20 protein-coding genes and 2 pseudogenes are annotated in these 22,777 nt (G+C 40.1%); 8 read left to right on the top strand and 14 right to left on the bottom strand.

Going from position 1 to position 22,777, the window contains the following annotated elements:
- Nucleotides 1–5 precede the first annotated feature (5 nt).
- Nucleotides 6–494, bottom strand: coding sequence for a chorismate lyase (locus tag HX743_RS04210; protein ID WP_178318580.1), 489 nt, complete (start codon nt 492–494; stop codon nt 6–8).
- Between the two features lie 207 nt (nt 495–701).
- Complete coding sequence (glnA, locus tag HX743_RS04205) at nt 702–2,117, bottom strand: type I glutamate--ammonia ligase (protein WP_171324771.1); 1,416 nt, start codon at nt 2,115–2,117, stop codon at nt 702–704.
- Nucleotides 2,118–2,992: 875 nt separating this feature from the next.
- On the opposite strand from glnA, the gene HX743_RS04200 reads away from it, so the two are divergent.
- From HX743_RS04200 to trpC, 3 genes are read left to right on the top strand one after another with little or no spacing between them, the layout of a single operon-like run.
- The gene (locus tag HX743_RS04200) at nt 2,993–3,577 is read left to right on the top strand and encodes an aminodeoxychorismate/anthranilate synthase component II (protein ID WP_004971915.1); all 585 of its coding nucleotides are present in this window, start codon (nt 2,993–2,995) and stop codon (nt 3,575–3,577) included.
- A gap of 17 nt (nt 3,578–3,594) precedes the next feature.
- Complete coding sequence (trpD, locus tag HX743_RS04195) at nt 3,595–4,641, top strand: anthranilate phosphoribosyltransferase (RefSeq protein WP_167846447.1); 1,047 nt, start codon at nt 3,595–3,597, stop codon at nt 4,639–4,641.
- Between the two features lie 21 nt (nt 4,642–4,662).
- Entirely contained in the window at nt 4,663–5,466 is an 804-nt protein-coding gene (trpC, locus tag HX743_RS04190) for an indole-3-glycerol phosphate synthase TrpC (RefSeq protein ID WP_178318579.1), read from the top strand.
- Nucleotides 5,467–5,514: 48 nt separating this feature from the next.
- Here trpC and HX743_RS04185 read toward each other — a convergent pair whose 3' ends face one another.
- Nucleotides 5,515–7,026 (bottom strand): HNH endonuclease domain-containing protein, encoded by a 1,512-nt coding sequence (locus tag HX743_RS04185; protein ID WP_178318578.1) that lies wholly within the window; start codon nt 7,024–7,026, stop codon nt 5,515–5,517.
- 85 nt (nt 7,027–7,111) lie between these two features.
- Here HX743_RS04185 and HX743_RS04180 point away from each other — a divergent pair, with 85 nt between their 5' ends.
- Nucleotides 7,112–7,801, top strand: a complete 690-nt coding sequence (locus tag HX743_RS04180; protein WP_178318577.1) for a Smr/MutS family protein — start codon at nt 7,112–7,114, stop codon at nt 7,799–7,801.
- A 93-nt stretch (nt 7,802–7,894) separates the two neighbouring features.
- Nucleotides 7,895–8,443 (top strand): GTP cyclohydrolase I FolE, encoded by a 549-nt coding sequence (gene folE, locus HX743_RS04175; RefSeq protein ID WP_171458226.1) that lies wholly within the window; start codon nt 7,895–7,897, stop codon nt 8,441–8,443.
- A gap of 98 nt (nt 8,444–8,541) precedes the next feature.
- Here folE and HX743_RS04170 read toward each other — a convergent pair.
- From HX743_RS04170 to hemE, 5 genes and pseudogenes are all read right to left on the bottom strand, one after another.
- Nucleotides 8,542–9,896: pseudogene (locus HX743_RS04170) on the bottom strand (diguanylate cyclase).
- A 105-nt stretch (nt 9,897–10,001) separates the two neighbouring features.
- Nucleotides 10,002–11,951: a DUF4105 domain-containing protein gene (locus tag HX743_RS04165; RefSeq protein ID WP_178318576.1), complete on the bottom strand. Its 1,950-nt coding sequence runs from the start codon at nt 11,949–11,951 to the stop codon at nt 10,002–10,004.
- Nucleotides 11,952–12,038: 87 nt separating this feature from the next.
- Complete coding sequence (locus tag HX743_RS04160; protein WP_096900956.1) at nt 12,039–12,509, bottom strand: DUF3015 family protein; 471 nt, start codon at nt 12,507–12,509, stop codon at nt 12,039–12,041.
- A gap of 236 nt (nt 12,510–12,745) precedes the next feature.
- On the bottom strand, nt 12,746–13,564 hold the full coding sequence (locus HX743_RS04155; RefSeq protein WP_178318575.1) for a DUF817 family protein: 819 nt from the start codon (nt 13,562–13,564) through the stop codon (nt 12,746–12,748).
- 72 nt (nt 13,565–13,636) lie between these two features.
- On the bottom strand, nt 13,637–14,707 hold the full coding sequence (hemE, locus tag HX743_RS04150) for a uroporphyrinogen decarboxylase (RefSeq protein WP_178318574.1): 1,071 nt from the start codon (nt 14,705–14,707) through the stop codon (nt 13,637–13,639).
- Between the two features lie 271 nt (nt 14,708–14,978).
- Here hemE and HX743_RS04145 point away from each other — a divergent pair, with 271 nt between their 5' ends.
- Together HX743_RS04145 and HX743_RS04140 are read left to right on the top strand one after the other, a co-directional pair.
- Nucleotides 14,979–16,223, top strand: a complete 1,245-nt coding sequence (locus HX743_RS04145; protein WP_004971948.1) for a L,D-transpeptidase family protein — start codon at nt 14,979–14,981, stop codon at nt 16,221–16,223.
- A gap of 202 nt (nt 16,224–16,425) precedes the next feature.
- The gene (locus HX743_RS04140) at nt 16,426–17,118 is read left to right on the top strand and encodes a pirin family protein (protein WP_178318573.1); all 693 of its coding nucleotides are present in this window, start codon (nt 16,426–16,428) and stop codon (nt 17,116–17,118) included.
- Nucleotides 17,119–17,256: 138 nt separating this feature from the next.
- Here HX743_RS04140 and HX743_RS04135 read toward each other — a convergent pair whose 3' ends face one another.
- Complete coding sequence (locus tag HX743_RS04135) at nt 17,257–18,312, bottom strand: ArsO family NAD(P)H-dependent flavin-containing monooxygenase (protein WP_372238840.1); 1,056 nt, start codon at nt 18,310–18,312, stop codon at nt 17,257–17,259.
- Between the two features lie 252 nt (nt 18,313–18,564).
- Here HX743_RS04135 and HX743_RS04130 point away from each other — a divergent pair.
- Nucleotides 18,565–19,634, top strand: a pseudogene (locus HX743_RS04130) (sigma-54 interaction domain-containing protein); the annotation flags it as partial.
- A gap of 60 nt (nt 19,635–19,694) precedes the next feature.
- Here the strand turns inward: HX743_RS04130 and HX743_RS04125 are convergent.
- The 5 genes from HX743_RS04125 to HX743_RS04105 form a co-directional block, all read right to left on the bottom strand.
- The gene (locus tag HX743_RS04125; RefSeq protein ID WP_096900961.1) at nt 19,695–20,114 is read right to left on the bottom strand and encodes a DsrE family protein; all 420 of its coding nucleotides are present in this window, start codon (nt 20,112–20,114) and stop codon (nt 19,695–19,697) included.
- A gap of 258 nt (nt 20,115–20,372) precedes the next feature.
- Nucleotides 20,373–20,870: a DUF2505 family protein gene (locus HX743_RS04120; protein WP_178318571.1), complete on the bottom strand. Its 498-nt coding sequence runs from the start codon at nt 20,868–20,870 to the stop codon at nt 20,373–20,375.
- A 165-nt stretch (nt 20,871–21,035) separates the two neighbouring features.
- Nucleotides 21,036–21,320: a hypothetical protein gene (locus HX743_RS04115; RefSeq protein ID WP_178318570.1), complete on the bottom strand. Its 285-nt coding sequence runs from the start codon at nt 21,318–21,320 to the stop codon at nt 21,036–21,038.
- 12 nt (nt 21,321–21,332) lie between these two features.
- On the bottom strand, nt 21,333–21,911 hold the full coding sequence (pnuC, locus tag HX743_RS04110; RefSeq protein ID WP_178318569.1) for a nicotinamide riboside transporter PnuC: 579 nt from the start codon (nt 21,909–21,911) through the stop codon (nt 21,333–21,335).
- Between the two features lie 157 nt (nt 21,912–22,068).
- Entirely contained in the window at nt 22,069–22,545 is a 477-nt protein-coding gene (locus tag HX743_RS04105) for a hypothetical protein (protein ID WP_178318568.1), read from the bottom strand.
- Nucleotides 22,546–22,777 lie beyond the last annotated feature (232 nt).

Here is a 22,777-nt window from a genome sequence, read left to right as displayed (position 1 = left end):
GTATCTTAATGTTGTTGAATAAATTGCTCAAAACGCGGTAAAAAAGTTTCTTGCACAATAAATTTACAGCCATGCCAAGTATAGCAACTCTGTCGTGTCCAGCCTTCATCGAGCAAAACCACACGCCTTTGACACAACGGATTGGTACGCTGAAATAAAAAACAGCCAATGGGTTTATTGCCAATATGCTGAAATAAACGGGCTTTGCTTTGCAAACTTAGAATCGGAAAAATACTTTTGGCTTTGACCCATGGCTGTTCATCACACCCATATAAATAGCTTTCACGCACCCATGAAGTGTGCCAATGTGGCATTTGCATCCACTGGGCATCTTGTAAATTTAAACGCTGAAAAGATTGCTGCAGTGGTTCAACTTTAAATTGTCCGCCTGCGAGCTGAGTCAGTTGTTGGGTCAAAGAACCTGCTGCATATAGCCATGTTTTTAATTCAGAAGGCAGATTTGCCTGCTTGGGAAAAATAGGCTGTGTTCGCATGTTCCGCCACCTTAACAAGATAGCCTAGTGTAGCCCAAATTTAGGCAAAGTTTTGTGACCGATGGCGCAATTCCCTGCAATTATCCAAAAAAATTAAGCGAATTCTTATATTTTGATAAAATCCATGCCAATTCAAAACCATGATTGCACCATCTAAAACAAAAAACCCGCCGAGGCGGGTTTTTCAAATTTAAGATTTTTGATGTATTACAAGCTGTAGTACATATCAAATTCAACTGGGTGAGTCGTCGTGTTCAAACGACGTACATCTTCAGTTTTCAATTCTATATAAGCATCAAGCATGTCTTTGGTGAATACACCACCTTTTAATAAATAGTCGTGATCTTCTTTCAAAGCATCAAGCGCCATTTCTAGGTTGTGTGCCACAGTTGGGATTTTTGCTTCTTCTTCAGGCGGAAGGTCATACAAGTTTTTATCTGCAGCTTCACCTGGGTGAATCTTGTTTTGAATACCGTCAAGACCCGCCATCAACAATGCCGCAAAACCTAAGTACGGGTTCATCATTGGATCAGGGAAACGCGCTTCAATACGTTTGCCTTTCGGGCTAGACACGTAAGGAATACGAATAGATGCAGAACGGTTACGCGCTGAGTAAGCCAACATAATTGGTGCTTCAAAGTGCGGTACTAAACGCTTATATGAGTTGGTCGATGGGTTAGTCAACGCGTTCAAAGAGCGGGCATGTTTGATAATACCGCCAATGAAGTACAACGCCATTTCTGACAAACCTGCATATTCATCGCCAGCAAACAAGTTTTTACCGTCTTTAGAAATTGACATGTGTACGTGCATACCTGAACCGTTATCCCCTACCATTGGTTTAGGCATAAAGGTTGCAGTTTTTGCATATTGATGCGCAACGTTCCAAACTGCATATTTGAACTGTTGCACTTCGTCAGCCTTACGCACCATAGTATTGAAGCTCACACCAATTTCTAACTGGCAAGATGCAACTTCATGGTGATGTACTTCTACACGACCAGGCCCCATGATTTCTTCAATTTTTGCACACATATCTGCACGCATATCTTGAGAAGAATCTACTGGTGGTACTGGGAAATAACCGCCTTTCACACGTGGACGGTGACCTGAGTTACCAGCTTCGTAGTCTTTACCTGTAGACCATGCAGCTTCTTCAGCGATTAATGTGTGGCGCGCGCCAGACATATCGATGTCCCATTTTACTTCGTCAAATACGAAGAATTCTGGTTCTGGACCAAAGAAAGCAGTATCACCAATACCTGTCGATTTTAAATATTCTTCAGCACGGCGAGCAATAGAGCGTGGATCGCGGTCATAGCCTTGACCTGTCGATGGCTCAATAACATCACAAGTCACCACTACAGTTGGCTCTGCAAAAAACGGGTCGATAAAACCTGTTTCAGCATCTGGACGTAAGATCATGTCAGACGCTTCGATACCTTTCCAACCAGCAATTGAAGAACCGTCGAACATTTTACCATCTTCAAAAGTATCTTCATCGATAGTATCTGCTGGGTAAGTAACGTGTTGCTCTTTACCCTTAGTGTCCGTAAAACGGAAGTCTACCCATTTTGCGCCACTTTCTTGGATGAGTTGTAGGACCTTGTTCGCCATGCTCATTTTGCTCCGATGATTTTTTGTTGCACCCGAAAGTGCGTGTTAGTAGTTGGCAGTTATTAAGCAATTAGCGTACCAACTTTTAAAAGCAAAGCTAAAACCATGAATTCCGTATGAGAATACATCATTTAAAAAAATTACTTTGTCGCTATTATACTGTCAGAAATACGATTTGCACCATATTCAAACACTGTTCATTTGATTTGATTTAAAACCGCAAAACATAGCACCATTTTAGTGCATTTATGTTTTATTTCTGTTGAATTGTAGATCAAAAAATAGCTCAAACTGTATCTATGCAAGCATTTTGCTGTGCCAAGCTTGCATTGAGCAATGCAAATTGTCCGACCAATCTTAAACAACCTTTTATTTTTTATTGAGCAAAAATAATAAGATCGTTTAAAAATCCTAAATCTGTATTCTTTTCGAGCAAACCGATTGAAAATACCTTTACTACACATTTGTATTTTCTATCGAAACGCTGCACTCAAACTGCCTGACGTGAACCGCTAATAACATGCGCCATGATGCTACTTTTTGGCGCATTTTTTATGCTGTCTTAAGTGTGAAGCTAAAATATGACGGCAGAATGACCCTGCTTGATTAAGTGGTCATTTCTTTCAAATCAAACCTGAACATTGCGCAGCAAGCTTTGAAAATCTATAAATTGGTGAATGCGCTGATAAGCTTTAACAGGGATTATCATATAAATAGTCCGCAGAAAATGCTTATTTTTTGCTATGATGATAAGCGCTTCCTTATTCCACCTTCTTTTCGACAAGAAAAATAAAGTCCTTTCTCGTTATAGGCGCAGGAATAAAGCAAATTATCTCAGACTCTTTAGCACTTAAAGTGTTCAATTTTCAATAGGTTAGCTCATGCTTTTAATGATCGACAACTATGACTCTTTTACCTACAACATCGTCCAGTATTTTGGCGAGTTAAATCAGGAAGTAAAAGTCGTTCGTAATGATGCCGTGACATTAGAAGATATTGAGCGATGGCAACCCAAGTATTTGGTGATTGGCCCAGGCCCTTGTTCTCCATCTGAAGCAGGGATTTCTATTCCTGCAATTCAGCATTTTGCAGGCAAAATTCCGTTACTGGGTGTGTGTTTAGGACACCAAAGTATCGGACAAGCCTTTGGTGGAAACATTGTGCGCGCTAAAACCGTGATGCATGGTCGTTTATCGGATATGTACCACAGCAACACAGGTATTTTTAGCAATCTGCCTTCACCATTTTCTGCAACCCGTTACCACTCTTTGGTGATTGATCAAGCAACCTTGCCAGATTGTCTGGAAGTGACATGCTGGACCAAAGAAGCAGATGGTTCGATGGAAGAAATTATGGGCGTGAAGCACAAAACTTTGCCTGTTGAAGGCGTGCAATTTCACCCCGAATCGATCCTGAGCCAACACGGTCATCAAATCTTTAAAAACTTTTTGGAAATTTACGCATAATGAGCGAGTCAAATCACATGAATATTCAACAAGCACTCAACCATATTACAAAACAAATTCACCTGACTCAGCCTCAAATGGAAGATGTGATGCGCGCGATTATGTCGGGCGAAGCAACAGACGCTCAAATTGGTGCATTGATGATGGGCTTACGCTTAAAAGGCGAAAGCATTGATGAAATTACTGCTGCTGCACGTGTAATGCGTGAATTTGCCATCAAAATTGATGTCAGCGATATTCCTTACCTCGTGGATATTGTCGGCACAGGTGGCGATGGTCAAAACCTATTTAACGTATCTACCGCTTCTGCTTTTGTGATTGCAGCTGCAGGTGCAACCATTGCCAAACACGGTAACCGTGGGGTTTCAACAAAATCAGGTTCATCAGACTTGCTTGAGCAAGCAGGCATTAATCTTGATTTAAACATGCAACAAACGGAACGCTGTATTCGTGAAATGGGCGTAGGTTTCTTGTTTGCACCGAATCATCACAAAGCCATGAAATATGCGGTTACCCCGCGTAAAGAGTTGGGTATTCGCAGTATTTTCAACTTGCTTGGGCCATTGACTAACCCTGCGGGTGTAAAGCGTTTTGTCATTGGTGTGTTTAGCAATGAATTGTGCCGCCCAATTGCAGAAGTGATGAAACAGCTCGGTGCTGAGCATGTCATGGTGGTGCATTCTAAAGATGGTTTAGATGAAATTAGCCTTGCTTCGAGCACTTATGTTGCAGAACTCAAAGATGGTGAGATTACCGAATGGGAACTTACCCCTGAAAGCGTGGGAATTGAATCTCAAACTTTAACAGGACTGATTGTAGAAAACTCTGCTGAAAGCTTGAGTTTGATTAAAGATGCTTTAGGCAAAAACAAATCAGACAAAGGCGAAAAAGCGGCCAATATGATTGCACTCAATGCGGGTGCGGGTATCTATGTTTCGGGTCTAACTACAAGCTACAAACAAGGTGTCGCTTTGGCACATGACATTATTTATGGTGGACAAGCTTTGGAAAAAATGGGCGTGTTGTCTGAATTTACCAAAACGCTCAAACAGTACGAAGCATAAAGCAAATCAGGAAGGTGCATCATGGTGGATATTAGCAATACCATTTTAGGTAAAATTGTAGAACGTAAAAAAGAAGAGTTTGCCGAGCGTTTAAAACAACGCAGTTATGCAGACCTAGAACAATTGGCACGTGCAGCAACACCTGCACGTGGCTTTGCACAAGCCTTGCATAACAAACGCCCAGCGGTGATTGCGGAAATTAAAAAAGCATCACCATCTAAAGGCATTATTCGTGAAAACTTTGACCCTGCCGAAATTGCACAGCAATATGAAGCCGCAGGCGCAGCCTGTTTATCTGTGCTGACTGATGTCGATTTCTTTCAGGGTGCAGATGAAAATATTCAGATTGCCCGTTCACACTGTAACTTGCCTGCTCTGCGTAAAGATTTCTTGATTGATCCGTATGGTGTGGTAGAAGCACGTGCCTTACACGCAGACTGTGTGTTATTGATTGTGTCTTGCCTATCTGACCAACAGTTGCAAGAAATGTCGGAAACGGCTTTTGAACATCACTTAGATGTGTTGGTTGAAGTGCATGATGAAAATGAATTGGAACGTGCTTTGAATCTTTCAGAGCGTTGTATTTTAGGGGTCAATAACCGAAATTTAAAAACCTTTGAAGTCGATTTAAATAACTCATTGCGTTTAAAAAATCTTTTACCTCCTTCTCGCCTTTTGGTTACAGAAAGTGGTATTGCGACTCCTGAAGATGTACGCATGATGCAGGAACACGATATTCACAGTTTCTTGGTAGGCGAAAGCTTTATGAAACAAGCACGTCCTGACCATGCTTTCCGTGATTTATTTGGGCATATTGATGCTTAAAATCGATCTAGCCAAGCGATATGAAAATCGCTTGGTTATGCTTCATTTTTATTTACTTTGTCCTGTTAAAACATAGATTTCTGTTAAACCTTTACGATCAAACAACTCGTTCTGTTTAGTTGATGAAACTAGTAAACTATCAATTTCACCTTTAGGTTCATCCCATAAAGGATGATTAAATAATCTTTGCAAACAAGCTTTAATTCTTTCTTTTTGGTCACTCGTCATGAGATCGCGATACAATAGCTTTTTGCGCTCATCATGCGTCATAAAATTAAAAGCCATACCTAAAATACTTTCTAAATAAGGTGACCAGGTTGATACAGCACCTTTATGCCAAATACGGCGTGATTTGAGCTCAAGATCAGTTAACTCTTTCCCTCTGATATTTTGTACCCAACTATTCAAATAACCATGTTGCACTAGCAATTGTGCAAGTTCTTTAAAATTTTCAAGCTCTGTATCTCTATAATCATTGACCGCTTTAAAATTTGCAGAAGATGGCTCCAAATATAGGGTATTGCTAAAAATTGTTTTTTTGAGCAAATCAATCGACAAAGGATATGCCGCATCCTTAGATGCTTCCGCAATAAAAGGTCTTAATGCAGAAAGTTCAATTGCGTTATCCATAATTGCACTTTTAAGCATTTCCTTCGCATCTTTTTTATTCTGTTGTTTTTCAGCCACTAAAAACTTAATGAAATTCTCTTCTGAATGCTGCCCGACCGCTTTTTTCGCCGTAAATTCATCTAGCATCTCTTTATAAATAACAGATAAACGATCTAACAATGTAGAGGTATAAAATGGAATTTGTTTGTGCTTTGAATGTGCTTCTAAATTAGTGATCATCAAGTCATCAAACAATTTTTTAGCTTTTTCTGTATCATCAGGCGATACATAAACCTTAATATCTACTTCTGTATTGTTATTGAGGACTTGTGCTGCCAGTTTATGCTGACCATCAAACAATTTAAATTTACGATCAATTAAACGCGCAATAGATGGTGCTAATTGTGGATGAAATTTAAGATGATTTCTCAGAGAAATTAATCTCTTATAATCAATAACTCTCGGTTGCAAACCTTCTTGATCATCGTTTTCAAGCCATTTGACCGGGATTCTACCGTAGAAGTATTCAACTTCTAAAATATTATCAAACAATAAATAAAATTCTTTTTTATCGACACCATCATCAATAATAATAGAATGCTCTTTTTTCGTAAAAATAAGGGACTTTTGTTCAATATCTTTTAGCTTAAAAATATCTTGCAACTTTATTTTATTCTTTTTTTCAATAAACAATTGCTCAAGTTTAAGATTATCTCTAACCTCATATAAAGACTGATCAGACTTTCTTCGATTATATATTTTTTTAACAATACGGATATTGGCTAAATCAGTATCTCCCTGTTTCGCATAAGGTAAAATGTGATCGTACTCTATCTCATCATTGATTAAATCGATAATTTCCCCAGAAATAAAACAACTCAAGGAACCATTTTGATTACGTTGTTGTTCTTGGACTAACTTCTTATCTTGCTCAGAAATTTGTCGTTTCATAGATTCCCTCAATCAAAAATAAATTTTGTAAAAATAAAAGCCAAAATCATATAGTATAAATCATCATTTCTATTTTTGTTTGATTATGAGTAGACACGACTCCTCTCTTTCTAAAGAACAGTACAATTTACTAAAATCTTTTAAAAAGCAAATCACTCAGCCTCATACTTCAAGTATTGCCAAGCCGTCTGAACCCAAAGTTCAGACGCCTGAGCAACAACAGGAAGATGATCTCGCATTGTTTCGTCAGCAAATGCAAGGCGTTCAAAAAATGGACGCAGGCAATATTGCAAAAATCGAACACACTGCCAAGAAAAAACCAGATGCCCAAACGCTGGCCAAACGTGCAGCAGCCATAGGCCCTATGGAAACCGATGATACCTTGCTGTCCGATACGCAAGCCATGCTTAACCCTGTGGGCAGCCAAGCTTCGCTGAGCTATCGCATTGCAACTTTGCAACATAAAGTCTTTGAAGATTTAAAAGCAGGCAACTTACGCTGGTTTGAAGCTGTTGATTTGCACGGTTGTACGGTAGAAGAAGCGCGGGTAGCCGTTTTGCAAATCATTCAAATGGCTAAAGATGAAAACCAGAACGTGATTAAAATTGTGCATGGCAAAGGCCCTGAAGCCATTTTAAAAACTTATGTAAATGGCTGGCTGCGTCAGCATCGTGATGTTTTGGCTTTTGTGAGTGCGCCTGAAAAACAAGGTGGCACTGGTGCAGTTTTAGTGTTGCTTAAACGCAGCGAAAAGAACCCAAAGTTTAAACAGTAATCGGTTTCATCTTTTAAACAAGGCATTGCAATAGTTTTCTGTTACAATGCCGACCTTGTTCAATATCAGTGTAAGTGAACACGTCTTATGTCTATGCAGCAATCCTACGCAAACATCCTAACCGCCGTTGGTGAAGATCTTAATCGTCCAGGTCTAAAAGATACGCCGATGCGTGCTGCTAAAGCTTTTTCGTATTTAACTTCGGGCTATAGCCAAACCTTAGCCGAAGTGACCAATAATGCCGTATTTCCATCCGACAACCGTGAAATGGTCTTGGTGAAAAATATTGAGTTCTACTCATTGTGTGAACATCATTTATTGCCATTTTATGGTCGTGTGCATATTGCTTACTTACCTGAAGGCAATGTTTTAGGCTTGTCTAAATTTGCCCGTATTACCGAAATGTTTGCGCGTCGTTTGCAAATTCAGGAAAACCTGACTCAACAAATTGCAGAAGCTGTTGCCGAAGTGACCCAAGCACGTGGTGTGGCAGTAGTAATTGATTCAGCGCATATGTGTATGATGATGCGCGGTGTAGGCAAACAGGAATCGACCACACGTACCGTATCTTTTGTAGGTGACTTTAAAACAGATAAAGAAGCCCGTCGTGAATTTTTAAGTGCGGTGCCTGAGAGTTTTTAAATTGTGGCTAAGTTCCTCAATCAAATAAAAAATCCCGAAATTTATGTTCGGGATTTTTGGCTTTTAGATTAAAAAATTAGCTCGATACATCTTCAGATTCAACCTACAGACACATTGTTGCGTCCATTATTTTTTGCCATATACAAGGCTTTATCCACTTCTTCAAAAAAACGTTGATAGTCTGGATGCCCATCATATTCATGCACACCTATACTAATGGTAAAGTTAAATTCTTCACCTGTTGATGTTTTTAATGTGGCTTTTTCGACACGTTTACGAATATTTTCAGCGACTACCAAGGCACGATCAATGGTGGTATCAATCTGTAACAGTAAAAATTCTTCGCCGCCAATTCGGAAGGCATAGTCACTGCCTTTTGCATATTGCAAAATCACATCAGCTAAAAACTGTAATGCATCATCTCCTGCTGCATGTCCATAACGGTCATTGATTGATTTAAAATGATCGGCATCTATCGCCAACAATGTTAAAGGCGAATTATTTTTTCGTGAAAAATTAATTTCACGGGACACGATGGTATTTAAATAACGGCGGTTGAGCAGTTGAGTTAAGGCATCATTGCCTGAACTGATATATTCAGACACCTGAAAAATTTGATCGACTAAATGCAAAATTTCACGATTCTTGGCACGAATGGATTGAATCATTTCAATTGCCTGTGCCTGACTTTCACATTGACCAATTTTCTGAATTAATTCATCCACCTGATAAATAAATTCAGTAATAGTTTGTACTTGTTCCGAACTTGAAAATGCATAAGCCGCTTTATGAATAAACCATAAACCAAATTCTGTTTTAGATAAAATCGGTTGCGTCATTTTGGTGTGATCGGACACCACCTGAAACATCAGTTCATTTTCCCAATCCAGCAAAGTTCCGCGTTGTCGATCTTTGTGCACGGCAACATCTTGCATGGCAGAAAATAAGCGATAGGTATGTTTCATATCATTATGTACTTCGACCTTCATTTCATAAGATCGGCACATAATTTCTGTGGCAAAGCATAAAATTTGGCTTAAATAATTAAACTGATTTAAGTTGCTATTGGCTTCTGTTGCAAAAAACTAAAAGCCTTTTTTATAATAACGCGCACACCACGAATAATCAGCCAAGATGGAATTTGTACACGTGCATGCACATCGCCCACTTTAAATTGCTTTTCTACAATCTCGTTATAATTGTGTTGAAACGGAACTTCAAAACTGGAAATTAGCCACTGATATAAAGAGTTTTTTAAGCGATTCTTCACCATCTCTGCAGACAAAAATTCTGTCGCATGTTCTTCAAGCAACATTTGCTGATAGAACTCGATCACAAAATCTTCTGCATGTGCTTGAATAAACTGGAATGTCGCTTGCAAATCTTCTGGCTTAAATTGCTCGCAAATTGACTTCCATTGCTCTGCAAGCTCATGCGTACACTCTTGATACATCCACAACAACCCAGCCAAAAGAAACTGCTAAATTTTAACGGGTTTCACCAGCAACTCAACTTGTTTAGCTGGTTTTTTACAATTCAGTATAAATTCAACAGCTCTTTAAAAAAAATGCACATAGCCTAAACTGGTCTTGTTCCAGTCCTGTTTGTCCTGTTGTTGATATTCCCAACCCAATCGCAACACATGCTGCGGGTTGAGTACATATTGCAACTGGCTGTTCAGCTTAAATTGCCATTGGTGACGTTCTTCCCAATACGGTAATTCAAGCTGAACCAAACTATTCATGCGTGCTGACCAGATATTTTGACAACCCAGTGTTGGGCCAATTCCAACACGCCAGCCTTTGTCTAAAGCCTTACCCGCTTGCACATGATTTTGAATTTGCACATAACACAAATGTTCACGCGCTTGATTAGCCACGCTATAACCAAACTGTGTTTTTAAACTTAAAACACCATGCTGTTCCGTTTCGCTAAAAGCCCCGTGCGAATTCAGGGCTTCTTGCTGCCAACCCAAATTAAAGCCCCAACTAAGTGGTGTTTTAAATGCGGTCATTGGGTTATAAGAGTTCACCGAGAGTAAATCTAACTGATTCAGTTTTAAGCGGTCTTCACGATATTGCACAGAAGCTTCTAAAAAGTTGAGCTGCGTCCCTGTACGAAAACCACCTTGCGGATCAAGTAAGTCATGGTAAGCCTGTCGATGACTCAACTCTACAAAATGCTCGCCTTGCACCTCGCCAGTACGCACAGCAAAGCTTCGTGCATGATGCCCCTGCACAGGATCGACCTGAGGGCGTGCGACATCCTGACGTTGTTTTTCTAAATTGATCTGACTTCTTAAACTTAAAATTTGTCTCAGTCGCGGTTGTGCAATTTTGGCTTCAATTTTGCGTCCAATCAGTTTCAGATACAAATCGTCATAAGCCATTTCCAGAATTTTAGCTTGATCGATTTGGCTGTAATTTTGCAAAATTGCCGCCACATTTTCAGGTTCTGCTTCGGCCACTTGATGGGCAGTTTTTGCCAAAGTTGTACCATGTTGTCTGGCTTGCGCCAATAACTGAGTTTCCAAAGCAGGACGATAGACAACATCTGCCACTAAATTTTCCTGCTCTACAGCTTTTAGTGTTTCAATTGGGATAGATGCGACTTTAAACTGCTGCTGTAAATTTAGCTCAGGACGCACCAAATCCATTAAACCCAATAAGCGATAGGCACAATTATCACTGATAAAATAATACGGAAATTGCACATGCTTCATTTCCCAAATGTGCTGCACTAAAAATGTGGTTTCCTGCTCATTCAGTGCCAGTTCATATTCCCACAAATCTCGGCTTTCTAAATCGCCATATTCTTTTACTTTGCGGTAATACGGCATCAGTGTATATTCGCCCGGATATTGCCCTGTAAGTCCTTTCCATGCATAAGACCAATCTTCGCTGCCCGTTACCGTTGCTGCATAATTGACAGCATAGGAAATTAAATTCAGTTGTTTTTGATCTTTTGGGTCTAAGCGCAATAAAGTATGCCCAAACATAGAACTTGGATTGCCCATAAAGTCTGTGGCATAAATCAGCACTGCTTTATAAGATTTAATTTGTCCAATCCATTCGTCCAATTCAGGACATTGCACCTGTGCCAAATCTTGTTGAGGAATTTGTAATTGTTCAATTAACCAGCGGCTACGTGCAGGAAATTTGCACTGCACCGATTGATTGGCAGGCGCTGTTTCAAATAATGCCTGCACATTGCGAAGTAACTCTTGGTTTAAATTGCTTCCGCCTTGTTCCGACACAAAATAGCCTGCATATTGCACTTCACTTTTGCCTTGCTGCGCATACATTAAACGCTGCCAAGTCACCTGTTCTGCCAAGTGTAGGTCTTTGGCTTTTTGCACATAATGTGCGGAAAACATCGCTAATTTATTTGTATTTTGTACTGTAGAAGTGGCTGTAAGTGGCTGAATCTGTATTGGAGATATTTCAGGAGATAACGCAAAAACCGTAGGAGATAAAAAAACTAAACTACTTAAAATAATGGATTTCATGGACATTTTATAAATTTTATATAGGGTCTAAACGTATTCTTGTGCTATAAAAAAGCCCTGCGAATGATGCAGGGCTTTTATTCAAACTTAAACGTATGCTTTTAATACGTCATCATTCGCCATCACGTTCTGTAAAGATGCCAATACTTCTAAAGAAGTCTGGTTTTCTGCAGAATAAATAGATGCAAAGTTTTGCTTAGAAACCGCAAAGAAATGTGCTTTATCTTCTGCTTTAATGCTTAATAATTCAGCCAATACGTTTAAGCTTTCGCCTTCACCAACTGCCATATCGCGTGCCAATGTTTCAGCATTTTCATTGGTAAATGTCACAACTTGTGCAGTTACTGTACCTGTACCGCTACAACCTAAAGTACCAAATGTGATACCAAATAATTGGTTTGCAAAAATACCGTTTGTAGTTGCTGCTAAAATTTTTGCAACTTTGCCAGACTGACCTGCCCAAACTTGAGAACCGATACCACAACCTGCATCACGGTCTGCAAATGCTGCTGTAGAACCCACTGCCAAGACAGCAGCCAATGCTAATTTTTTAATCATCGCCTTACTCCAGAGATTTATTATTCGAAAATTATGCTTCGAATCGTTATTCTTTATTGCTATGTGTAATTTTTATTACACCGCTTTAAGATAGCGAGATGTCACTCAGAAGGCAAAACATTTATCACAAAATCAGGCATTATTTTTTGTGCATTTTGTAGCGATGATTGATTTTATCTTCAAATTTGGATTTAAGTTTAAAGATAGATTCTCTATGTTCGAGGTCGTATTAAGATTTAGTGCTGCTGATTTTCAGTTTTCAGTCTCCACTGACCTTGGGAATCGCGATAACCCAAAATTTTCATGACCAAAACCAGACTCAGTAAAAGCAATAAATACCACGAACCGAGTTTGCCCCAACCGACCATGTGCCACGCATCGACCTGACTTGGATACAACCAAATTTGATAAAAGGTACTAATGTTTTCTGCCACCCAAATAATAAATGCCAACAGCAGTAATATAGGTAACATCGGCAGTTGTAATAGATGCTGCTGTAATTGAAACCGAATTTTGGTTTTCCAGAAAATTACGACACTCCAAGCAAATAAGCAATAACGAATATCGGGGATAAAAAACTTGCTCATGAAGTTGATATAAGACAACACTGCCAAAGCCAACAAATTGCTAAAAGTCGGCAAATTCAGCAAAGATACCCGATACAAACGCAAAGAACGCGCAAAGAAACTGCCAACTGCAGAATACATAAAGCCTGCAAAAAACGGTACGGTCATAATTTTAAAGACAGCAGGTTGAGGATATTGCCACGATGCAATTTGTGGATGGGTTAAAAAAATTTCCATGATCATCGCCAAAATGTGAAACAAGGCGATGACTTTGGCTTCTGCCCAAGATTCTAGTTTTAAATATAAAAGACAAACTTGAATAATTAAGGCATAAAACAATAAATAGTCGTAACGGAAAAATCCGAAATATTCCTGGCTACCCATTGATGCAGTGAGTGCAAATGCAATCAGCAATAAAATTCCAAATAAGGCAGCCGAAGCTGCCTTAGTCGAAAACTCAAGTCCTGACTTTAACCATGTTATCCACATGATCTGACAACCTGACCGAAGCTGAGATTACACCTATACATCTACAAATGATCCATCTATATCATTGTGCGATTATAGATATTTGGCACTGTATTCATGTACCGTGTCGATAAATACTTTAGGACGTTCAGGGTCTACCCACTGGGTAATACCATGCCCTAAGTTGGCTACATAACCTGTTTTTTCACCATTGGCATAGGCATCATCCAGCATCGCACGTGTTGCTTTGGCAATTGCTTCAGGTGAACCGTACAAAGCGGCTGGGTCTAAGTTACCCTGCAATGCGGCACGACCACTCACCGTTTGACGTGCGACATTTAACGGTGTTGTCCAGTCCAGACCAAAAGCATCTGCACCTGTTGCAATCATTGGCTCCAGCCATTGACCGCCACCTTTGGTAAATAAAATAACAGGGATTTTACGTCCATCTTTTTCACGTTGCAGACCTGACACAATTTTCTGCATATAGTGGAGTGAAAATTCAAGATATTCACGATGGGCCAATGCACCGCCCCAACTATCAAAAATTTGTACTGCCTGTGCGCCTGCATCAATTTGTGCATTTAAGTATTCGGTCACTGCATCGGCCAAACGGTCTAATAGTGCATGTAAAACTTCAGGCTGTGCGTACATCATGTTTTTGGTGAAACGGAAATCTTTGCTTGAACCACCTTCAACCATATACGTTGCCAAAGTCCATGGACTACCTGAAAAACCAATTAAAGGCACTTGTCCGCCCAAAGCAGAACGAATGGTCGATACTGCATTCATGACATAGTCTAAGTCTGACTTGGCATTAAATTTAGGTAAATTGGCAACGTCTTGCTCGGTACGCACCGTTTTATGAAACTTTGGTCCTTCGCCTACTTCAAAATACAGACCTAAGCCTAATGCATCGGGTACAGTTAAAATATCTGAAAATAAAATCGCAGCATCTAATTCATAACGACGCAAAGGCTGTAAAGTCACTTCACAGGCAAATTCAGTATTTTTGCATAGAGAAAGAAAATCTCCTGCCTGCGCACGTGTAGCACGATATTCTGGTAAATAACGTCCTGCCTGACGCATCATCCATACGGGCGTGCAATCTACTGGCTCACGTAATAAGGCACGAAGAAAACGATCATTTTTTAAGGTCGTCATTTACTTTCCCAACTCATTTTCAATCTTGCAGCCATCATATCAAAAAGGTTGAAGTTTTAATAACTTCATTTCTTGCTCGTCTTTTCAGCCTATTCTAAGTGTTCAAATTCAGCTTACGTTTATGTGAAATACATCACACAAACAAAAGTCACTGTAAAATTGGGGTTATCTTGCATATTTACACAAAACAACTACTGCATCTCCTTAGTTTTTCTGCAATACTTGGCTAGTTTTTATCTATGTAAATGAATAATTCTCAAGGTTGAATTACATGTTGGTTCGCACAATACTCGCAATGAGTTTAAGTTGCATTTTTGCAGGGACTACTTTTGCTGCATCTACTGCTGAACAACCGTTAAATCCACAAGTGATTAGCAATACCGCTATTGAAGATCCGATTGATCCTTTAGCGACAGAAGCATCGGCTGCACAAAATAATCTAAATGCAACAGACACTGCTATTACGCAACAAGAACAAAATGATTTAAATAAGGCTTCAAAAACCTTAGATGATCTACACAAAACTGAAGATACCACTGCCGATGTAGGCACTGCACCAACAAAAAGCTCTGCAAGCCAAACTGCTACATCCAACACAGCAGCACCAAAAGCTTCATGGACTTTAGATGGTTTAAATAATGCCACTTGGTATGAAAATATTGGTAAAGGTCAGTTCCCTGTGTATGCACGTGCACACGTGATGCTGAACAATTCACATGCTTCTCCAGGTGCAATTGATGGCACTAGTGGTAAGAACACCCTAAAAGCAATTGCATCATTCCAGCAAATGAATGGCATTAGCCCAACGGGTATTTTAACCAAAGAAACTTGGGATGCGTTGGTTGCACGTCAAGGTTCACGTCCTGCATTTGTAGAATACACGGTTACTGAAGCGGACTTAAAAGGTCCTTATGCGAAATCTATTCCGCATGACTATGCAGAACAAGCCAAAATGAAAGGCTTGTACTACACCCGCGTAAGTGAAATGTTAGGTGAAAAATTCCACATGGATGAAAATTTCTTAAAGAAATTAAATCCGAATGCAACATTTAATAAAGTGGGTGAAAAGTTATTGGTGACCAACGTTCGCAATGACTTACCTGAAGACATTCACCTGATTGTGGCGCACAAAGGTGCAAAACAACTGTATTTGTTCAACAAACAAAACCAAATGGTCGGCTCATTCCCAGCAACCATTGGCAGTGCAGATACTCCATCGCCAACAGGTACTTATAAAGTGACAGGTGTTGCACCAAACCCATGGTACAGCTATTCACCAAGTAACTTTATTCAGGGCAAAAACTTAAAACCGCTGTCTTTACCACCAGGCCCTAACGGCCCTGTGGGGAATATCTGGATTGGTTTAAGTAAAAAATCATTCGGTATTCACGGCACACCAAACCCATCGACCATTTCAAAAACGGCGTCGCATGGTTGTATCCGTTTAACCAACTGGGATGCAAACGATTTAGGTCGTAAAGTACGTTCTGGCGTGACTGTAAAATTCCTTGAATAATCAGTGATCGCTTTAAACCGCAAAAGACCCACGTTTTTACGTGGGTTTTTTAATGCCGCGATAAAACTCTAAAATGTCTAGGTTCTGCAAAAAATCTACACATGTTGCAATTTTAGAACGGCATGTTGCAGTTCGCCTCTAGGTCGGCTGCGGTGAAAAGATTAAGATTAGTTCAAGTTAAAAAAATGATAGGAGCATTATCATGAATGCTTATTTACACCGTAGTGAAGATCGTGGTCATGTGAAAATGGGGTGGTTAGACACCAAACATAGTTTCTCTTTTGGTAATTGGTATAACCCGAAATATATGGGTGTTAGTGCCTTACGTGTCATTAACGATGACCGTATTGCCGCACATAATGGTTTTGGTACTCACCCACACGACAACATGGAAATTTTGACTTGTGTATTAAGTGGTACGATTTCCCACCGCGACAGCATGGGCAATGAACGCCATATTACTGCAGGTGAATGGCAGTTAATGAGCGCAGGTACAGGCGTTCAGCACAGCGAAATTAACAATGGTGATGAAGAAGTACACATGCTGCAAATTTGGATTCAGCCGAATGTACGCGATGCAGAGCCGACGTATCAGCAAATTCAACGTGACCCAAATACAGCACCCAACCAGTGGCATTTAATTGTCGGCCCGAATGACAATGCCCCAATGCACATTCGTCAACAGGCAGAAGTAAAAGCAGCTGTTTTAGAAACTGGACATCGTTTAGAAGTTACAGCAACACAAGCGGTAAACTATGTGCATGTAATTCATGGTGAAATCACCATTGGCGAGCAAACAGTTAAAGCGGGCGATGCTTTGTTATTTGCTGATAATGCTGTGATTGAAGCAAAAGAAGACAGCCAGTTCATTTGGTTTGATTTACCAAAACAGTAAGTCCTGACTGTCACCTTATTATGATTGAGCATCTTTAATTTTTTGAGTTACCCTCTTGCCCTCTTCTACAGAGGGCTTTTTTATGGCTGAAATTGCATGATTCATTTTTTAAACACAGTTTTTGTCACGTTAATGACTTTACGCTGTTGTCTGCAAATACGCAGCAATTTGCTCTGCCACATTCCGTGCGGTTCGGGAAACACCAATTAAAGTTGCCGAGGCTGCGCCTGTCCAATCGCCATAACCAACCAACCATAAATTTTGCTGTTGTAACGCTCGATTTTCTAACACATCGACTGTGCCTTGTGCATTAACCACATTCAAACTTTGTAAATGCGACAATGCTGCCTTAAAACCTGTGCACCAAATAATGGCATCAATTTCCTGTTCGCGCCCATCTGCCCAAACTGCACTATGTTCGGTTAAATAGTCAAATGGCGGCAGACCATGTAATACATCACGTTGCCGTGCTTCTTTGACACTTGGAATCATCACAATATCGCCCAAACCACCGATCGGTTGTTCAATACTGCGACCTTCCTGCTGGGCTTTTAAGCGCTCCGTGGCACGTAAAAATAAAACCCGTCCATCTACATCATCGGCTAAAAAACTTGGCGGTTGCTGTGTAACCCAAAAAGTTTCGGCCACTTTAGACACTTCTGCCAAAATTTGTGCGCCTGAGTTACCCCCGCCGACAATCATGACTCTTTTGCCCTGAAAAGCATTGGCATTGCGGTAATGAGCCGAATGAATTTGTGTGCCTAAAAAGCGTTCGCGTCCTGTATAAGCAGGAATAAAAGGCTGACTCCACGTTCCAGTAGCACTCACAGCGGCTTTGGCTCGCCAGCTTTGCTGTGCCGAACACACAATTAAATCATTGCCTTCCTTCAGGACTTTTTCGACCTGCACAGGACGCAGCACAGGAAATTGATAGCGTGTTTCATACGCTGTTAAATAGTCAATCACTTCTAATCGTTTCGGATATTCCTGTTCGGTTTTTGGCATTAACCAGCCGGACAAAGAACTCCATGTATTTGGAGAGAACAGCTGTAAAGAATCCCACGCATGTTGCCACGCACCGCCCGACTTCGTTTGATTATCCAAGATCAGAAAATTGATTTTTTGCCGTTTTAAAAAGTAAGCCGTGGCCAATGCTGCTTGTCCGCCACCAATAATAATTACATCGGCATCCATTATTTGATTCAAAATGGCTCTCCTGCTCGCAATACGCACCCTGTTGCTATGCCTAATCTTAGCGCATAAGTGCAACACGTGAGAGATTAAAAATTCAGTCCACCAAACTCAACTTATGGAAGCACGTAATTAGAAGCAAGCCATCTTGAAAAATGATGCTGCAAAAAAGCCAAGTCCTTCAACTTGGCTTTGTTTTGTAAGATAGCTTGATGTGCAAAACTGCAGAATCAGGTTCAGGTGTTATAACGCCCTGCCGATGAGTTTATTCAGTTCATGTCGCCCGAACCGATGGAACAGGAACTCATTGCACTGCAAGCCGAATTGTATGAACTAAAAAAGTCGATTTATACCACCAGTAAAAATGACTACAGTATGTTCAGCTCAGTCGGACAATCAGCAGCTTATCAACAGGTTTGTGACTTACTCAAAAAAACGGCAGGTGCCAAAGTTTCCATTTTGCTGCAAGGTCAAACACGTATCGGAAAAAAAGCCTTTGCTCGTGGTGTACATGAACTGAGTCAACGCAAAGAATATGCTTTTGTCGCAGTCAACTGTGCGGCAATTCCGCCTGAACTGGTTGAATCTGAACTGTTTGGTGTTGAAAAAGGTGCATTTACAGGTGCACATCAATCACGTGTAGGCAAATTTGAACGCGCCCATGGCGGTACTATTTTTAGATGAAGTGATTAAACTTTCACCACGCACTCAAGCGGCTTTGCTGCGTGTGCTAAAAGAAGGTGAAGTGGAACGTGTCGGAGATTCGCAAACCCGTCATATTGATGTTCGCGTGATTGCTGCACAATGAAGATTTAGAACAAGCGGTTAAAACTGGGCGTTTCTGTGCCGATTTATATTACCGTTTAAATATTTTTCCTGTGCAAATTCCACCGCTGCGTGAACGCCGTGAAGATTTACCATTATTGGTTGCACATTTCTTAAAACGCTTTGAAAAAATGTATGACAAACAAATTCAAGGCGTCAGTGAAAAAGCCACTAACTTTATGCAAAGCTATGCGTGGCCTGGCAATATTCGTGAACTGGAAAACCTGCTCGAACGTGCGGTACTACTGACGGAAGATCAACAACTGATTAAACTGAATGCCCTGTTTCCGCAAATGCACAGCGACCATACTGTAGATGAGCAAGACAGCGTAGATTTAGACACGCTTTTAACCGAAGGTTTTGATTTAGAACAGCATGAGCAACAACTGATTATCACCGCGATGCAAAAAGCCAAACACAATGTATCTGAAGCGGCACGCTTATTGGGAATTTCCCGCGCTGCACTGGATTATCGTTTAAAAAAATACGCCATGCGCTAGAAATTCCGCAATAAAAAAGCCCTGTTTTTCAACAAGGCTTTTGCATTTCAAGCAGCCGAATTACCAGCTCAGTGTCTGAGTGCCTGGACGGAAAATTGCTTCACCCATAGCATCTGGATTGGCATATTTCAGACCTTTCATTAAGTCACCTTCAACCACACCGTACTGCTCCATACACATTTTGCAGATATACACATCACCACCTTTGGCGATAATACTTTTCAGCATGTTCTGATGCTCTGCATATTTATGTTCAAAGCGGTTAGATGCCAACATTACGCCTTGATCGACCAAATAAATCGTCAGTGGATGACCTTTGCCAAATTGGTTATTGCTCATGCCAATTGCCATTTTGGTGCGGTGCGCATCACTGCTGGTAAGCAAGACAAAAAGTGGATCTTTTTTGCTCTCTGCCATTGCTGGAGATAGACTGGCCAAGGTCAGCAAAACCGATAAACATAACAACTGAATCAATTTCATGGCAGAACTCACACTCAATTTAAATCTGGTCAAAATATTAGCATAATAAATATACTATATTTAAATAATAAATTAAGACGATAGTCTGTATGCAATAAAGCCAAGCACTAAACTTTTTCAAAAATCAAAAATTGATCACTGTAAAATGACCCCAGCATCAACAATCACAATTCAATACGTCCAAAAAACAAAGCGCCACCGAAAACGGCAGCGCCAAGCATGTATTTAAGAGCAATCTTTTCTAGTAGAAATGCAGGGTTAAGCCGCTAAATTTTTCTTGAGTTCATCTTCTACAATACCAATTTCCAACTCACTGAAACGACGGATTTCCCCTTCTGCATGTTTTTCCAACATGCCGCCAATCAATGGCACTTTAACCTTAATTGTCCAGTTTAATTGAATATCAATTTTTTCATGGTTGCCTGTCACACTACGCTCGCCTTTAGCTTCTAAAGGCAAGTTTGCACCAAGCTCCACGGTAGAAGTAAGCGACGTTAAATGGGTCACATCATTGCGTTTTAAACGAAATGCATCTTTTAATAATTTTTTAGCCATATCTGGAATATTCACATCTAAATTATAAGCACGGCGTAAAGTGTAAATATCACCGTTCTTTTTAGATTCTAAAATTTCCAAATTTTCACCAGGAATACGCTTGCAGACTGCTTCATGCAAAGCAACATCTGCCACTAAACGCTTAAATTCGTCAATTGAAACGCCATGAATGGTGGCGTTTACAGTAAATTGATGAGCCATTTGAGTTCCTTTTATTTTGTTTATTGATGGAGTAGGTCTAGCATCATCGTGCAATATAATTTGGCTGATGCTCAACGGGTATAAGCTGTTTTATATCCTAAATACAACTTTATTTTCAGGCTATTAAAATGTTTTTTCCGCCTGCTGTCATTGACTCTATTTTGTCTATTCTGTGTGAATGATGCCAAATTCAGCGGCATAGGTTTCATGGCTATAAATAGTTAAATAATGCCCATAAAATTCAATTTTGGCATAAAAATGTTCTGCGCCATCATCTAGTCCTGTGGAACACCATGTCGTCCCTTTGGGGAAATCATCTAACCACTGGGCTTGGTAAAAATCTGCAATCGAATCAAACTGTAAATAACGCTCAGGATACGCCCAAATATCCAATGCCAATAAATCAAATTGTTTAAGCTGCGCCTGTTTAAAATCAATCAGATTGCTCATCGCTACACACCATCACAGCGCAGAATCTGCCGTATGTTGTTGGCGGATTTTATACCATTCGCGCCAGCCCAAATAAGCCAGCACCACAAAGCCTGCATATAAGACAGCCGTTAGCAGCAACTCTTTGTAAATAAACATGCCGATATACACTAGATCGACCACAATCCATAACACCCATGTTGCCAAGTATTTACGACTGATCCAATAGGTTGCCAATAGACTCATGGCGGCCAGTTGTGCATCCAGTAAAGGCAGTGAAGCTTGTGTCCACCACTTTAAAGTTAGTCCAAACAATAAACCCAGTAAGCTACTCAGTGCAATTTGCAGCCACATTTTATAGAGTGGCAAGCTCTGAATGACGATATGTTGTTTTTGCTGCTGTGCAGTTTTCCACTGGAAAAAACCATAAACAGCCATGCCCATAAATAGGGTTTGTAATACCGTTTCGCCATACAATTGATATTCAAAGAACAAATAGGCATACAGCAAACAGGCAATAAAATTCACCACCCAGCAAGCTATATGTCGCTTAATGGTTAAGGTCACGCCTAAAACACTAATCAACACAGCAATGATTTCTAAAACTGACATTGATGCTGCCTATGTAAAAGAAAAAGGCATGATACCTCTTTTCGGGAAAATAGCGCAAAACTCAACATTTAACCAAACACTTAACTGACAAGAAGATGCTGCAATTAATTTTCAAGAAACCTCTGTAAAATCATAAACAGAAAATCAGGCATGAAAATCAATCTGTTTGAAACTGCTCTGAATTATTGTATTTATGCTCTTGCCCAAAGCGGTCTACATGGGTAATAAAAACTCCGTATTTGCCGACAAAATATTCAAGGGATTGCTCGTAAAAACTCCAGTAAATTGACCACTCCCCCAAGTCTAACTGACGAATTTGCGTATGTGCTTTGGCAGGCATTTTATTCAGCACTTCTTGTTGAATAGTTTCGGCATCTTCAGGGTCACGACTAGATACTTTTAAGCTTAAAAATATTTCTGCGATATCATCAAATAATTGCTGTTCGTATTCGGCAACTTCTTCCACCACCTCTTCTACAGGGCGCGGTGCTTTGTGGGTAATCGGGTCTTGGACAATATTGGCAATATCTTGACAGCTTTGCTGAAAAGTACGATTAATTTTTATTTTGAACCAGACTTTCCAGACCGCATAAACAGTAATCAACAACAAAATCCATAACAATAGTTTTGCCATCTTGGTTTTCGCTCTTATTTCAGGCGTTTCAATAAAGTATAACCATTTCAGAACTTAGCGTCTATTCACTGCTACACGATTCAACGCTTATGCTTTAACAGATGATTCCATCCATGCATCGCTAAAAAGTGCAATGCTCAATTACACAATGATACCGATTGCCTTAAAAATAGGACTTGTGCTGCAGTATAACGCAGTAAAACACAACAATTTTCTGCTATTTCTTTAAACA

This window comes from Acinetobacter sp. Swhac1, from assembly GCF_013390985.1.
GTDB lineage: Bacteria > Pseudomonadota > Gammaproteobacteria > Pseudomonadales > Moraxellaceae > Acinetobacter > Acinetobacter towneri.
Note: the sequence above shows the minus strand (reverse complement) of the source record. Positions and strands in the feature narration are given on the sequence as shown.